Here is a 15,081-nt window from a genome sequence, read left to right on the forward strand (position 1 = left end):
GGAGCTCGAGCGTCGGAGAAGGCGGCGCTGGTGGGGCGGGCGCGACGAGCGGCTCCGGCGGCGCCGGCGAGGGCGGCGCAGGGACCGCTGGCGGGCCCGCTACCGGTGCCGGCGGGGACCCGGGCACCTCCTCCCTGGGCTTCTTCGTGTCCACCCCGAGCGATAGCGGCGGCGATCTCGGAGGGATCGCCGGCGCGGACGCGACCTGCCAGGCGCTGGCGGCCGAGGTGGGCGCTGGCGGTCGGACGTGGCGCGCGTACCTGAGCACGAGCACGGAGGATGCCCGCGATCGCATCGGCACGGGGCCGTGGGTCAACGCCAAGGGCGTCACGGTGGCCGCCAGTGTCGAGGCGCTGCATGCGCTGCCCGGGGGCAACCCGGAGCTCTTCGTCGATCACAAGGGCAACCGCATCAACGGCCAGTGGCAGGGCTCTCCCACGCCGAACGAGCACGACATGCTCACCGGCTCTGCAGCGGACGGCACGGCCCTCGCCGACACGTGCAACGACTGGACGTCGTCCACCGCCACGCCTGGGCCGCAGGTGGGGCACTCCGACGGGCTCGGTCCGAACATGAACGGCGGAGCCCCGTACAACTCGTGGAACTCCGTGCACGCCCCCTCCGGGTGCAGCCAGCAGCAGCTCGTGGCGGTGGGCGGCGCGGGCCGATTCTACTGCTTCGCCGCGGACTGAGGCCGGCCTGTCGGGCGCACGCGGCCTCGCTGCGCCCTCACGGACCGTCCATCGTTGGGTCTTACGGATGATCGACGGCGCCGCGCGGGTTTCGGCCGCGCGGCGTGGGACGTTCAGGCGGTCGCGCCGGGCTGGATGCCGTTCAGCGCCATCATCTTCCGCCGCTCGTCGTCCTTGTTGAGGTCGCGGTACCGCTCGTCGAGCTTCGCGATATCGAGCTTCAGGATACGGCCGTACAGCGAGAGGGCGACGCCGACGATCGTCGGGTGGCACGCCGACTTCACCCGATCATCGTAGTAGGGATACGCCGCCTCGTGGAAGCTGCGCAGGTTGTAGAACGGGATGCCCGGGAACTTGTGGTGCTCGTTGTGGTACGTGACGTTGTTCCAGAGGAAGTTCGTGACGCGCGCGCCCGTCCCGTAGGTGCGAGAGCTGTAGGCGTCCTCCCCCGGGAGCATCTCGTAGTGCTCGATCATCGAGGTCACGCTGGCGAGGATGGCGCCGAAGACGAACGGCAGGATGTAGAAGAAGAAGAACACCTGGCGCGGCATGACCCAGAAGAAGAAGGCCATGAGGCCGTAGAAGCCGAGCAGCTCCAGGTTCATCCTGACGCGCTGGAGCGGCGACAGCCGCTTCACGTACCGCGCCATGCAGCCGAGGAAGTAGAGCGGATAGGCGAACGTGTAGACGGCGAGGAGCAGGAGCCTCGCGAGGACGGGGTTCCGCGTGTAATCCGTGACGACGAAGTTGTCGACGTCAGGGTACGTGTTCGCGATCTTGTGGTGATGAAGGTGGTAGTTCGTGTACAGCGTCACGCTCATGCCGGTCGGCGCCCAGCAGAGCAGGGCGATGACGTACGAGGCGAGCTTCGAGCGCGAGCAGCTGCCGTGGACGGCGTCGTGCGCCACGGCGCCGAGGCCGCGGACGAGGTTGGCGATCAACCACGAGCAGGCGACCCCGATCGGGATGGCGAGCGGATGGTGCTGCGTCGCGTAGAGCACCCACGTGACCGCGGCCCAGATGCCGAAATGAAGCGGGATCTTGAGCAGGTGAATCGGGTTGCGCCTGTAGGCAGCCTGCAGCAGCTCCCGCGGTACTGTGTCCATGCCGGCCATGCTGATCTCCGTGTTTCTCGCGCGTGCGCGGCCCGGAACTTCGCAAAAAACAGGCGGGAAAACAAGAGCACGCCCGCTTTTTGGCCCCGCGGCGCGAATGCGCCTACGCGCTTACGCGTCTGCGCACGCGCCGGCGACAGGGCTTCGCGCCGCTTGAGGGGTGCGTCCGCCGCCGCTAAGACGCGGCCATGGGGACGCGCATCGAGAAGGACAGCTTCGGGCCGATCGCGGTGCAGGACGACCGCTACTGGGGGGCGCAGACGCAGCGTTCCCTCGAGAACTTCCGGATCGGGGGCGAGCGCTTCCCGCGGGAGATGATCGCCGCGCTCGCCACCGTGAAAAAGGCGGCGGCGCTCGTCAACCGCGATCTGGGGCTCCTGCCGGCGGACAGGTGCGCGCTCATCGTCGCGGCGGCCGACGAGGTCATCGAGGGCAAGCTCGACGACCACTTCCCGCTCGTCGTCTGGCAGACGGGCAGCGGCACCCAGACCAACATGAACGTGAACGAGGTCATCGGGAACCGCGCGATCGAGATGAGCGGCGGCGTGATGGGCTCGAAATCGCCGGTCCACCCGAACGACGACGTGAACCGGTCGCAGAGCTCGAACGACGTGTTCCCGACGGCCATGCACGTCGTCGCCGCGCTCCAGATCGAGCGCCGCCTGCTCCCGGAGGTCCGCCGGCTGCGGGACACCCTGGCGCAGAAGAGCGCGGCGTTCGCGGACATCGTCAAGATCGGCCGCACGCACCTGCAGGACGCGACGCCGCTCACGCTCGGGCAGGAGTTCTCCGGCTACGTGGCGCAGCTCGACGCCGGCATCGCCGCGATCGAGCGCGCGCTCCCGCCGCTGCACGAGCTCGCGCTCGGGGGCACGGCGGTCGGGACGGGGCTCAACGCCCACCCGGAGTTTCCGGTGAAGGTCGCCGCCAAGATCGCCGAGCTCACGGGGGCGCCCTTCGTCACGGCGCCGAACAAGTTCCAGGCGCTCGCGTCGCACGACGCCCTCGTCGCGGCGCACGGCGCGCTGAAGGTGCTCGCCTGCAGCCTGACCAAGATAGCGAACGACGTCCGCTGGCTCGCGAGCGGGCCGCGCTGCGGGATCGGCGAGATCTCGATCCCGGAGAACGAGCCGGGCAGCTCGATCATGCCGGGAAAGGTGAACCCCACCCAGGCCGAGGCGATGACGATGCTGTGCGCTCAGGTGCTCGGCAACGACGTCGCGGTCGGCGTCGGCGGGGCGAGCGGCAACTTCGAGCTCAACGTCTACAAGCCGCTCATCGTGCACAACGTGCTGCAGTCGATCCGGCTGCTCGCCGACGGCTGCGCGTCGTTCGAGGAGCACTGCGCGCGGGGCATCGAGCCGAACCGCGAGCGCATCGAGCGGAACCTGCGCGAGAGCCTGATGCTCGTGACCGCGCTGAACCCGCACGTGGGCTACGACAACGCAGCGAAGATCGCCAAGAAGGCGCACGCGGAGGGGACCACCCTCCGCGAGGCGGCGGTCGCGCTCGGGATCCTCGACGGGGCGAAGTTCGACGAGATCGTTCGACCGGAGAGGATGATCGGGCCTTCCGGGGACGGGTGAGGCTGCGGTGGACGGGGATGCCAAGGAGAAGAGGTCGTACCGAGTTGCCCGGCGCTTGGAGAGGGGGGCCTAGGCGTTAACCAAGCTCGTTCGGTCACGCTCTGCGCCCGAAGCCCCACCATCGGTCACCAACGCGAACGTTTACGTGGTCGTTTACGTGGTCGTTTACGTGGTCGTTTACGTGGTCGTGGCCGTGGTCGTGGTCGTCTACGGCCTACCGTTGACGACCACGACCACGACCACGACTACGACTACGACTACGACTACGTAAACGACCCTCCGGTCTGAATTCTTTTTTCAACCCGGAGGCTAAGGAACAGCCCACGGCAGCCGGACGTGCGCGCCGGGGAGGATTCCCTGCTCGCCAGGCAGGTTCCAGACCACCGGCGACACGGGCAGCACCACCGGGGCGAGCGTGACCTCATAGGGGCCAAACTCGAATGTCGCGCCCGCCTCCGGAAACCCCTGAGTCGGGTCGTCGATCCCCACCTGCGCCCCCGGATCCACAAGAATGTCCGAGGACGGAATCGCCGGCGCGCTCGCCTGCGGCAGGTCGCTCACCCGCTGCAGCGCCTCGTCGACCACACGCTTCCAGTTACGTCCCATCTGCGCGGATGGAAGCTCCGCTGCGAGCGCCTCCAACCGCGCCTTGAACTGTGCGTCGGACAGCACCGTCGCAGGCCGCTCCACGGGCGTCCGGGGCGGCGGCACCACTTCCTGAGCCTGCGCCAGGCCAGGCGCAACCAGCACCGCAAGCAGCATCACGGCAGCTCCGTGCGCTCTCCTGCACACCCTCATTCACCACCTCCTTTGCGCGCCTTGACGCGGCTGACGGACATCCAGCGAGAGGTCGACCGCGCGGAGCGCCGGTCACTCCGGCCTTCCGCGCGGCGGCGGGGCGAGCCCGCCTCCGGGAACGGGCGGCGATCGACGTCGATCGCCGCGGGGTTCGGGAGCAATCAGTGTACGCCCATCGCGGGTGCACGGAAAGGGCAACATGCCTGGTGCACGCGGGTGCAAGGCGGCGCGTTGACACCCTGTCGACACGTGGGATAGACGAGAGGCGCCTGCCAGCGGGGCTGTTGCCGAGTTCGTTGCGATTCCTCGCGCCCGCCGGCCAGCTCGGACGCCAATGACACCTCGCGCATGGACTCGTCGCGGTGCGGATCCTCGATGTGCCCGGCCATGGCGCCGCGGACGCAGCTCGGCGCCGGACGGCGCTGCGATCGCCGCTGTCCTCGTGGCAGCCGTGGGGCTCGGGTGTCCTCAGGCCAGCGCGCAACCCGCCCAGCGGCTGCCGGTCCAGCCTCCGGCTGCCGACGCGCTTCCGGTTCCCCCGCCCGCCGCGCCGACCATCCCGGTCGCGCCGCCGCCCACCGCGGCTCCCCCCGGCGCCGCGCCGGCCACGCCACCTGCCGCCGCGGCGCCCGGCACCGCGGCCACGCCGGGCGCACCGCCCGCCGGCGCTGCGCCGTCCGCTGTCGCCGCACCCCGCGCACCCGCCGCCAGCACGTCGCCGGCAGGCGCCGCGCCCCCGCGCACCGCACCGTCCGCCGGGGCCGCGCCGCCCCCCGCGGCCGCGGGCGCTCCGTCCTCTGCCGGGTCGGACGCCGCGCCTGTCGCAGGCGGCGCGGGCGGACCGCCGTTCCAGCTCACGATCGGCCGCCTCGTGCTCTCGCCCATCGTGCTCGTGCAGGCGCAGGCCGTTCCCTACGTGGGCGAGGACGCCTTCCTCCAGGCGGGCGACGCCGCCGAGGGGCAGGGGTTCCGCCTGCGGCGCGCCCGCGTCGGCTTCGCGGGGAGGCTCGCCGGATATGTGCCGTTCGCGGTCTCGGGCGAGCTCGCCGGGGGCGCGGACGGCTCGGCGCGGCTCTCCGAGGCGTGGATCGGCTACGCCCACTTCCCGTTCGCGAACCTCTATTTCGGCGCGCACGACGTGCCGTTCAGCCGCTCCGCGATGGCGGGCGCCGGCGAGGGCGCGCTCATCGAGCGGCCCCTCGCCGTGCGCGCCATGGCGCCCTCACGCCAGGTCGGCCTCCACGTCGAGGGGCACTTCCGGGGCAGGGCGTTCAGCTACTTCGCCGGCATGTTCAACGGCTTCCAGCGCTCGGATCAGTTCTTCGCCGGCTATGTCGAAAACGCCGCGAGCTTCGGCAACCGCTTCGACCACATCGCCTACGTCGCGCGGCTCGCCACCGAGCCGCTCGGCCCCCTCCCTCGCTCGGTGCAGGACCTCGCCGTCTCGCGCCTCCGCGTCGGCGCAGGCGCGAGCTACTTCTTCAGCGACGGCGGGACGCGCGACATCCACGGCGTCGGCGCCGACCTCCTGGTCCACGTCGAGGGCGCACACGCGCTCGCCGAGCTGCTCTGGAACCAGAGCAACCCCGAGAGCGCCCCGACGCAGCCGCTCGGCCAGCTCGCCCCGGTCACGTCGATAGGGCTCGTCGGCGAGCTGGGGTATTTCGTGAGGCGCATCAAGCTCGGCGTGAACGCGCGGTTCGAGTGGCTCGATCCCAACCTCGACCTCTCGGACGAGACGGACAGCTGGGCCCTCACCGCCGGCGCGAGTTACCACTTCATCGACAACACCCTCAAGGCGCAGGCCGACTTCACCCACCGGCAGGAGCGCCACGGCGTCGCGCTCGACAACGACGCCGTGGCGCTGCAGCTGCAGCTCAACCTCTAGAGCACCGAACAGCTTGGAAACCAGAGAGATGAACCGCCAAGGCGCCATGAGACGCCAAGAAAAACACAAAGATCTTGGCGTCTCATGGCGCCTTGGCGGTTCGACTTCTTGCTGTTTGCATGCGGCTTCAACCCGCTTGTCGTTCTAGCGGCCCGCCATGCGAAAACGCCGCTCCGCCCTCGCGTTGTTCGGCCTGGTCGGCCTGGTCGGCCTGGTTGGCCTGGCCGGTTGCGACGACCCGAACCTCCTGCGCGCCAAGCCGATCGAGAACCGGTTCGAGCTGGTCGGCGGCCCGGTGGCGATGGCCGATGTCGGCGATTTCCTCCTGGAGAACGACGAGATCCGGGTCGCGATCCTCGGCCCGCGCCACTCGCCGGGGCCGGGCGTCTACGGCGGCTCGCTTGTCGACGCCGACCTGCGCCGCCCCGATCCGCGCTTCGCGAGCGCGTCGGGCCGCGACCGCTTCGCCGAGTCGTTCCCGGTCGCCAACCTGCTCGTGCCCGACCCGGGCGCCACCGAGGTCTTCGTGGTCAACGACGGCTCGGACGGGCAGGAGGCGATCGTCCGGGTCGAGGGCGACGGCGGCTTCCTCTTCCACGCGCTCGGCGTGCTGAAGACCCAGGAGGACCTGCTCGGCCTCCTGTTCGACGGCCTCAAGCCGGCGATGCGCTTCCGCACCGACTACGTCCTGCGCCCGGGCGAGCGGTTCGTCACGATCCGCACGACGCTCCTCCTGCCGGATCAGGTGCTCGGGTGCCCGAGCGTCGCCTCGTGCGCGCTCGAGTGCGAGGACGGCCTCGCGGCAGGCGCCGACGGCTGCCCCACGTGCGCCTGCGGAGAGCCGCTCTCGCTCGACAACTACACCGGTCCCTCGGACATCTTCAGGGGCATCCTTGGCGACGAGCGGAACGGACATCCCGAGCGGAAGGGCGGCATCGTCGCCGGCGATTTCGTCTTCTTCGGCAACCAGAACGACATCTTCGGCCCCGGCATGGGCTTCGACGAGGAGAAGGCGGTGTTCGACGCCCTCTTCTCCGGCAGGGACACGTTCCAGCAGCCGCTCAGCTTCGATTTCGTCGCCGCGGCGGGCGGCGACGTCAGCTACGGCTATTTCACGAAGGCCAGAGAGGGCGGCCCGCCCTCCACGGTCAACGTCCCCGTCTTCACGAGCGCGGCGACGGCCTTCCTGAGCGCCGGCCGGAGCTGCCTCGCGGCGGACTCCGACGACGAGGCGTGCGACCGGAAGCGAGCGTTCACCTACGAGCGCTACTTCGCCGTGGGCGAGGGCGACGTCGCGAGCGTCGCCGAGGTGGTGTACGGCGCCCGGGGCACGCCGACCGGCGCGCTCGAGGGCGCCGTGCGGTGGCGGTCGACGGGCGCGCCCGTGCCGAACGCGCGCGTCCACGTCTTCCGCGACCCGGACCCGGGCGCCGCCTTCGCGAGCGTCGACGCGCTGGTCGAGGCGAACCTCGCGCGCTCGGGGGACGTGGGGCTGCTCAGCTCCATCGACGCCGACCTCGGGCTCGATCCGGTGGAGGACGGCGACTTCCACGCGCGGCTCCCGCCGGGCGGCTACCTGCTCGTCGCCGAGAACCCCGAGGGCACCGCCGTGTCGGCGCCGATCCGCGTGGCGCTCGGCGCCGGGGCCACGGTCTCGGTGGCGGCGGAGCTGCCGAGCCCCGCGCGGATCGCGTACCGGGTGGTCGACGAGGGCGGCCGGCTCGCGCCCGCCAAGCTGACGTTCGTCGTGCTCGACGCCGCGGGGCAGCCGCTCGAGGGCGACGGCACGAGGCGGGTCTACCTCGGCCACGGCCGCCTCGGCAGCGGCGTCCGGCAGATCGAGCGTTCGGCGACGGGCGAGGGCGCGGTCGAGATCGAGCCCGGGCGCTACCGCGTCCTCGCCACGCGCGGGCCCGAGTTCGGCCGGTTCGAGGTCCCCGACCTCGAGGTGCGCGCCGGGGAGGTGCGGCGGATCGAGGCGGTCGTGCCGCGCGAGGTCGACTCGACGGGCTGGATGTCGATCGACATGCACCTGCACCAGCGCCCGAGCTTCGACAGCGGCCTGCCGCTCGAGGAGCGGGTGACCTCGGCGGTCGTCGAGGGGCTCGACGTCGCGGTGGCCACCGACCACGACGTGCACACGGATCTCGAGCCCGCGGTGAGGCAGCTCCAGCTCGAGCAGCACCTGAAGACGGCGGTCGGCGCCGAGGTCTCCACGCTCGAGCTCGGGCACTTCATCGGCTTCCCGCTCCGCTACGACGAGCTCGACGTGCCGGATCACGGCGTCTTCGACTGGGTCTGCCGCGCGGGCGGGGACGTGATCGACGGGGTGCGCGGCACGGCGGCGGAGGGCGAGGACGCGCTCGTGATCGTCGCTCACCCGCGCGACGGGTTCATCGGGTACATCGACCAGCTCGGCGTCGACCCCTTCACGCTGCGCCGGTCGATCCCGACGCTCGAGGCGAGCAACCCGCTGTTCCAGGCGGGCAGCTGCGATTTCGACGCGATGGAGGTCTTCAACGCGAAGCGGTTCGATCTGCTCCGGACCCCCACCGTGCAGGAGGTCGTCGATTTCAACCGGTGCCTGTCCCGGATCGACGCCGCGCACGACGAGGCGTCGCTCCGCGCGGCGTGCGCCGAGCTTCCCGGCGGCCTGCCGGCGTGCAAGCCCGGCGAGCGGTACGCGGTGTGCCAGCAGCGCGCCCGCTCGGCGCTGGCCTGGGGCGTGACCAAGCGGATCCTGACGAGGACGCCCGAGGAGCAGGACGCCGCCTGGGACTTCGACAGGACCGCGGCCGACGGGGAGGCGCTCTGCCTTGGAGGCGAGGGCGGCGCGGTCCCGCCGGAGGACGCGGATCGGCCGTGCACCTTCCACGCGGGCCAGGTCGACGACCTGTTCCGCTACCTCGATCACGGCTTCTCGCCGACGCAGGTAGGGAGCAGCGACAGCCACGGCGCCTCGCTGGAGCCGGGCTTCCCGCGCACCTATTTCCGCTCGCGGACCGACCAGCCGGCGGCGCTCGATCTCGCCGAGGCGACGGCGTCGCTCCGCGCAGGCAGCGCGTTCGCGACCTACGGGCCCTTCATCCGCGCGAGCGTCGGCGGCGCGACGTTCGGCGGCGTGGCGCGCGTCGAGGGCGACGCGGTGCCGCTCGACCTGCGGATCGAGACGGCGAGCTGGTTCGGCGTGGATCGCGTCGAGGTCTACGTGAGCGGCCGCCTGGTCCGGGTGCTCGAGCCGCGCTCGGGGCCGTCGGCGATCGTGGACGTCGACGAGCGGCTCATGTTGCCGGCGCCGCCGTCGGACGGCTGGGTCGTGGTGGTGGCGATGGGCCTGCGCGACGAGGACCTCCTCACGCCGGTCGCGCTGCCTGTGTCGTTCGGCGAGCTCCAGCTGCCCCGGGTCGCGAGCCTCGCGTTCACGCAGGTCAAGGCGCTCTCCCGGTTCTTCACGGCGTCGCCCCCGGTCCCCGACTGGTACCCGGTGGCGCCCTACGCGGTCACGAACCCCATCTTCCTCGATCGCGACGGGAACGGCGTCTACGACGCCCCGCGCGGCCCGCCTCCGTTCTGCGCGAGGCCGTGCGACCCGGCCGTGCTCGATCCGTCGCAGTGCCCGGAAGGGCAGCAGTGCCTGACGAACGACCACGTCTGCGGGATCTTCGTGCTCGGCCGCTGCGAGGACAAGCAGGCGTCGCCGTAGCGCCCAAGCGATGGCCGCGCGCGCGGCCGCGCGGACCTTACCAGCGGTCGAGGGCGCCTGCGGAGCGCGCCGCGCGCTCAGCGGGATCGCGCGGCAGGGGACGGCGTGATCGCGTGGGCGATGGCGCTCTGGAGCGTCGAGCGCGTGATGATGCCGCGGAGGTCGATCCCGCCCTGCGTGAGCGCGCGGGCGACCTCCGGCTGCATCCCCGTCAAGATCGCCTGCGCGCCGAGCAGCCGAAGCGCCGAGGCCGTGCGGATCAGCGAGTCGGCGACCCCGGCGTCGACGTGCTTCAGGCCGGTGATGTCGATGATCACGATCGACGGGCTGTGGCGCTCCACGCCGGCGAGGGTCGCCTCCAGCACCTGCGCGGCGCGCGCCGCGTCCATCGTCCCGATGAGCGGCATGACCAGGACGCGATCGGTGATCGGGATGATGGGCGTCGCCATCTCCGAGAGGCGCAGCCGCTGCACCCCGATGATCTCCTCCTGGAGCGCTGCCCGGGCCTGCTCGGCGCGCTCGCGCTCGCGGAGCTCCTCGAGCAGGAGCTCATTGGCCCGGTTCAGCTCATCTGCCTTCTGCGACAGGCGCTCGTTGACCGAGAACAGCTCCTCGGTGCGCCGCTGCACCTCGCTCTCGAGCCGATCGTTCATGGCGCGCTGCCTCTCGGAGGCCTCCTGCAGCCGGCCGTAGAGCAGCGCGTTCTCGAGCGCCGCCGCGACCTGCGCGCCCAGGAGGCGGAGCAGCTCCGTCTGCTCCGGGGTGAAGGCCCCGCTCGCGAGCGTGTTCTCGACGTACAGCACGCCCGTGAGCCGGTTCTGGTGGACGAGCGGGAGGCCCATGACCGACTTGGGCCGGTGCGCGGCGAGGTAGGGATCCGCCGCGAAGCGAGGGCTCGCCGCGGCGTCGTCCAGGATGAGCAGCTCTCGCGTCCGCGCCACGTAATGGACCACGCTGACCGGCAGGGCCGAGGACTCCTCCAGCGGACGCCGGAGCTCCACCTCGATCGACGCAGGATCGATGGTGACGGACGCCTCGATGAACAACCGCTCCTCGCGCGCGAGCACCAGGAAGCCGCGCTGGCCGCCGGCGCTCGCGAGGACGGCGCGCATCACGCGGTCGAGCGCCTTCCCGAGCACGAGCTCGCTGGAGATCGCCTGCGTCGTCTGCAGCACCGCCGCGACGTCGGCGAGCTTGTGGAGGAGCGGGTGGCTCACCGACAGGCTGCTCGATCTCGCGGCGGCCTTCTCGTGCTCCGCCGCGGGCCCTCGAGCGATGGGGAGCGGGTCGAGCCCGTGCTGCCGGATCAGCTCCGTGGCCTTTCGTTCTGCCCCCCACTGCCGGTAGGCGTGCGTCGCCGCGTCCAGGTAGAGCGTGGCGATGCGCCGCCGGCCCTTGCGAGCGTAGTAAAGGCCGGCCAGCTCCGACGCGAGCGCCTCGTACTGCACGAACTCGCTCTGGCGGGCCGCGTCGATGGCGTCGTCGTAGAGCCCCATCGCCTCGACGTCGCGGCCGGAGGCGCGCGCCGCCTCGGCCAGGACGAGGGCGTGCTTCACGCGGAAGTTGTCGGGGCAATGGCGGGCCCAGAGCTCGAGCTTCTCGAGCGACGCGGAGAGCGCTCCGGCGTGCCGCTCGCGCTCGCGCTCGTCGTGCTCGCCGAGCGCGACCAGCGTGAGCGCGAGATAGAAGTGGTATGTCGCCTCGATCGGCATCGCCATGACGGCCCCGAGCACCGGGCGCGCCGCCTCCGCCGCGGCGAGCGCCTCCGCGGGGCGGCCATGGGAATAGAGGAGGATGAGCCGGATGATGTGATAAAAGGCGATACCGCACCCGAAGCTCGCCCGGGTGAGCGCGGCCAGGCACTCCTCCTCGGCAAAACCCTCCTCGCTCAGCGAGGCGTCGGCCGCCGTGAGCCCCTTCAGGCTGCGCAGGAACTGCTGCTCCAGCCGGATCGTCTCGAGGACGGCGTGATTGCCTGTCTTGCGCGCGAACGACGCGAAGCGCTCGGCGACGCGGTGGACCTCCGCCAGCGGATCGCCCTTCTCGTAGACCTGCCAGACGGTCTCGAAGGCCAGGTAGCTCGCGTACACGAGGTCGCCGGCCTCGATGCACGCGAGGAACGCCCGCTCCAGGATGGGGAGATCGTTCCGGATGTGCTGGACCCAGAAGTTGATGTGATCGCCGTGGAGGTGCAGCAGCGTCCCCCGCAGCGAGACGTCCCCGAGCTTCTCGTTCAGCCGGATCGACATCTCCGAGAAGCGGAATCCCGACGGGATATCGCCGAACGCCGCGACGAGCATGAGCCCGTAAACGCTGTAGGCGAAGCACGACGCCTCGGTGTTGCCGTGCCGCAGCGACAGGTTCAGCATCTTCAGCGCGATGAGCGGGAAGACGCCCGGCCGCCCGATGTACGCGCAGGGGGCGCAGTCGGCGAGCAGGTTGATGACCGCGCGCATCTGCTCGTCGGCGAGCAGCGGCGCGTGCAGGATGTCCTCGATGCTCCTGCCGGCCATGCTCTCCGGGATCTGCGCGACCTCGGCGGAGACGGCGGCGCCGATCTCCTCGCTCGCCCCGGGGATCTCGACGCCGAACAGGCGCAGCGCCTCCTGCCCGACGGTGACGCCCTCGTCGTAGCGGCCGGCGACCTGATAGAGCTTCATCCGCAGGCTCTGGACCCGCGCCCGATCGAGGTTCGACGCCGCCACCTCGAGCAGCCTCTGGAACAGCGCCTCGGCCTCGGCGAAGCGGCCGCACAGGTACTCGCACTCGGCCGCCTCCAGCGTGAGCGCCCAGCGCAGCGCGTGATCGCTCGAGGCGCCGTCGTCCCCGAGCGCGCTGCGCCCGGCGCTGAAGTACTCCGCCGCGGCCCCGTACGCGGTCGAGCCCTTGGCCTTCCTCCCGGCGCGCAGGTTCAGGCGCGCGAGCAGATCGCGCTCGCCGGGATCGGCGATGAGGGCGGCGCCATAGTTAAGATGGTTTACCGTGTCGAAGAGCTGCTCTTCCTGCGGCTCGCCGCGCTGGCTGGCCAGCATCAGGCGGCCGACGCGCAGGTGGGCGGCGCACCTGTGCTCGTCCGCGATGAGGGCATAGGCCGCCTGCTGGACGCGATCGTGCAAGAACTGGTAGGAGACGGCGAGCGACGCGTCGGTCGCCGTCTCGCCGTGGGACGGGTCTTCCGGGTGCACGAGCCGGTAGTCGGCGTCGATGGGGAGCAGGACCCCTTCCTGCATGGCCGCCCAGAGATCCTGCGCCGCCCGCGAGGCCGGCTGCTCGGAGATCGTCGCGAGCGTGCGCAGGTCGAACCGGTGCCCGATGCACGCGGCGAGCGTCAGGGCGCGCTGGGTGGGCGGCGCGAGCCTCTGCAGCTTGGCGATCATGAAGTCGGCGACGTTGTCCGTCACGGCCCGCGACTCGATGGCTGCGAGATCCCATGTCCATCTGCCGGTCTCCGGGTCGCACCGGAGGAGCCCGTCGTCGCCCAGCATTCGGAGGAACTGCCCGAGGAAGAACGGGTTGCCCAGCGTCTTGTCGTGGAGGAGCTCGGAGAGCTGGGCGACGTCCTGCGCCGCGCGGCCGAGGGCGTCCGAGGCGAGCGCCGTCACGTCGTCGTGGGAGAGCGGCGCGAGGGGGATGTCGGTCACGGCCGCGCCCGCGGCGCGGATGGCGTCGAGGGTGATGACGAGCGGGTGCGCCGGGCTCACCTCGTTGTCGCGGTACGCCCCGACGACCAGGAGATGGCGTGTATCGGCGTCGGTGAGCAGGAGCCGCAGCAGCCTGAGCGACGCCGGGTCCGCCCACTGGAGGTCGTCGAGGAACAGGACGAGCGGGCGCGACGGAGCGGCGAACACGCCAAGGAAGCTCCGGAACACCATGTCGAAGCGGTTCTGCGACTCGGAGGGGCCGAGCGCCGCGACGGGGGGCGCCTCGCCGACGATGAGCGCGAGCTCGGGGATGAGGTCGACGAGGAGCCCGGCGTTCGGGCCGAGCGCCGCGCCGAGCTCCGCTCTCCAGTGGGCCAGCGCGTCTGTCCGCTCGGAGAGGAGCTGCTGCACGAGGCCCCTGAACGCCTGGACGACCGAGGCGCAGGGCACGCCGCGGTTCAGCTGATCGAACTTGCCGTGGGCGAAGTGGCCTCCGACCCTGGCGATGGCCTTGTAGGTCTCGTGGACCAGCGCGCTCTTGCCGACGCCCGAGTAGCCGGAGACGAGCACGAGCTCCGCGGCGCCCGCGCGGGCCCGCTCGAAGGCGGCCAGGAGCCGGTCCCGCTCCTCGTCCCGGCCGTAGATCTTCTGCGGGACGCGCAGCTCGTGGCTGCGATCGCGCTGACCGATGGGGAAGGGGTGGACCCGGCCCGTCTGCTCGAGGGAGCGCAGGCACTCCGCGAGGTCTGCCTTGACGCCGTGCGCGCTCTGGTAACGGTCCTCGGGCGCCTTGGCGAGGAGCTTCATGACGATCTCGGAGACCGGCTGGGGGACGTCCTCGCGGCGCTCGTGCGGCGGGGCGGGCTGCCGCGCGATGTGGCTGTAGAGGACGTCCACCGGATCGCCGTCCGGGAACGGCAGGGCTCCGGTCAGCATCTCATACAGCGTGACACCGAACGAGTAGAGGTCGGCGCGGTAATCGATGCCCCTGTTCATGCGCCCTGTCTGCTCGGGCGACATGTACGCGAGCGTGCCTTGCAGGGTGGACGCCGAGGTCGACTGTTGAAACTCCTGCTTGAGCCGCGACGAGGCGCCGAAGTCGATGAGCGTGGCGCGGCGCAGGTCCGAGCTGACGATGATGTTGCTGGGATTGATGTCCTTGTGCGTGACGTGACAGCGGTGCACCGCGCCGATGGCGTCGGCGATGGCCGCCGAGAGCGCCAGCGCCGCGCGGAGATCCAGCCGGCGATCGTCGAGGATCGCCCTCAGGGTCGTGCCCTCGACCGCCTCCGTGACGAGGGCGAGGCCGCCGCGCGTCCTCTCGAGCGAGCACACCCTCACCACGGACTCGAGATCCAGATCGCGCAGGAGGCCGAACTCGTGCCGCAGCAGGGCGAGATCGCGGACGCTCGGGTGCTCCCCCTTCAGCGTCTTGATGACGACCGGCCGCTGATCCGCGGCGCGGCGGCCGCGGTAAACGTGGGTCTTGCCGCCCTCATGGATCAGCTGCTCGACGACGTGTCCTGGCAGATCGAACGGTGCTGTGGTGGTCATACGTGCTTGGACTCCACCTCGTGATGGCCTCGCCCGCGCATACCGTGCGGCCGAGTACGTCCGGGAAGGATCAGTATAAGGCGGTCTTCTGCGGATTCACCCAG

At 71.1% G+C, this 15,081-nt stretch carries 9 protein-coding genes; 5 read left to right on the forward strand and 4 right to left on the reverse strand.

All coding sequences use genetic code 11. The features are described from left to right. Positions 1-146: 146 nt before the first annotated feature. The gene (locus WMF29_RS47845) at positions 147-692 is read left to right on the forward strand and encodes a hypothetical protein (RefSeq protein WP_437326690.1); all 546 of its coding nucleotides are present in this window, start codon (positions 147-149) and stop codon (positions 690-692) included. A 113-nt stretch (positions 693-805) separates the two neighbouring features. Here the strand turns inward: WMF29_RS47845 and WMF29_RS47850 are convergent, their stop codons facing one another. Continuing rightward, positions 806-1,798 carry a fatty acid desaturase family protein gene (locus WMF29_RS47850; RefSeq protein WP_437326691.1) on the reverse strand — a complete coding sequence of 331 codons (993 nt, stop codon included), beginning with the start codon at positions 1,796-1,798 and terminating at the stop codon, positions 806-808. Positions 1,799-1,995: 197 nt separating this feature from the next. Here WMF29_RS47850 and fumC point away from each other — a divergent pair, with 197 nt between their 5' ends. Beyond that, positions 1,996-3,393 (forward strand): class II fumarate hydratase, encoded by a 1,398-nt coding sequence (fumC, locus tag WMF29_RS47855; protein ID WP_437326692.1) that lies wholly within the window; start codon positions 1,996-1,998, stop codon positions 3,391-3,393. 145 nt (positions 3,394-3,538) lie between these two features. Next, on the forward strand, positions 3,539-3,664 hold the full coding sequence (locus tag WMF29_RS47860; RefSeq protein ID WP_437326693.1) for a hypothetical protein: 126 nt from the start codon (positions 3,539-3,541) through the stop codon (positions 3,662-3,664). A gap of 38 nt (positions 3,665-3,702) precedes the next feature. Here the strand turns inward: WMF29_RS47860 and WMF29_RS47865 are convergent, their stop codons facing one another. Both WMF29_RS47865 and WMF29_RS47870 read right to left on the reverse strand, forming a co-directional pair. After that, positions 3,703-4,158: a hypothetical protein gene (locus WMF29_RS47865; RefSeq protein WP_437326694.1), complete on the reverse strand. Its 456-nt coding sequence runs from the start codon at positions 4,156-4,158 to the stop codon at positions 3,703-3,705. Between the two features lie 501 nt (positions 4,159-4,659). Beyond that, a complete protein-coding gene (locus WMF29_RS47870) occupies positions 4,660-5,076 on the reverse strand; it encodes a hypothetical protein (protein WP_437326695.1) in 417 nt (138 codons plus the stop codon). Between WMF29_RS47870 and WMF29_RS47875 the strand changes: the two genes are divergently transcribed. Further along, positions 5,063-6,079 (forward strand): porin, encoded by a 1,017-nt coding sequence (locus WMF29_RS47875; RefSeq protein ID WP_437326696.1) that lies wholly within the window; start codon positions 5,063-5,065, stop codon positions 6,077-6,079. The two genes, WMF29_RS47870 and WMF29_RS47875, sit on opposite strands and share 14 nt — an antisense overlap. A 157-nt stretch (positions 6,080-6,236) precedes the next feature. Next, positions 6,237-9,782: a PHP domain-containing protein gene (locus WMF29_RS47880; protein WP_437326697.1), complete on the forward strand. Its 3,546-nt coding sequence runs from the start codon at positions 6,237-6,239 to the stop codon at positions 9,780-9,782. Positions 9,783-9,859: 77 nt separating this feature from the next. On the opposite strand, the gene WMF29_RS47885 is transcribed toward WMF29_RS47880, so the two are convergent. After that, positions 9,860-14,977 (reverse strand): AAA family ATPase, encoded by a 5,118-nt coding sequence (locus WMF29_RS47885; protein ID WP_437326698.1) that lies wholly within the window; start codon positions 14,975-14,977, stop codon positions 9,860-9,862. Positions 14,978-15,081 lie beyond the last annotated feature (104 nt).

Origin of the sequence: Sorangium sp. So ce381, assembly GCF_051473845.1 — a bacterium.
Lineage (GTDB): Bacteria > Myxococcota_A > Polyangia > Polyangiales > Polyangiaceae > Sorangium > Sorangium atrum.

Coding starts and splice junctions, on each gene's coding strand:
- WMF29_RS47850 (WP_437326691.1), bottom strand. CDS start 1,798: ATGGACACAGTACCGCGGGAGCTGCTGCAGGCTGCCTACAGGCGCAAC.
- fumC (WP_437326692.1), top strand. CDS start 1,996: ATGGGGACGCGCATCGAGAAGGACAGCTTCGGGCCGATCGCGGTGCAG.
- WMF29_RS47870 (WP_437326695.1), bottom strand. CDS start 5,076: ATGGGCGAGAGCACGAGGCGGCCGATCGTGAGCTGGAACGGCGGTCCG.
- WMF29_RS47880 (WP_437326697.1), top strand. CDS start 6,237: ATGCGAAAACGCCGCTCCGCCCTCGCGTTGTTCGGCCTGGTCGGCCTG.
- WMF29_RS47885 (WP_437326698.1), bottom strand. CDS start 14,977: ATGACCACCACAGCACCGTTCGATCTGCCAGGACACGTCGTCGAGCAG.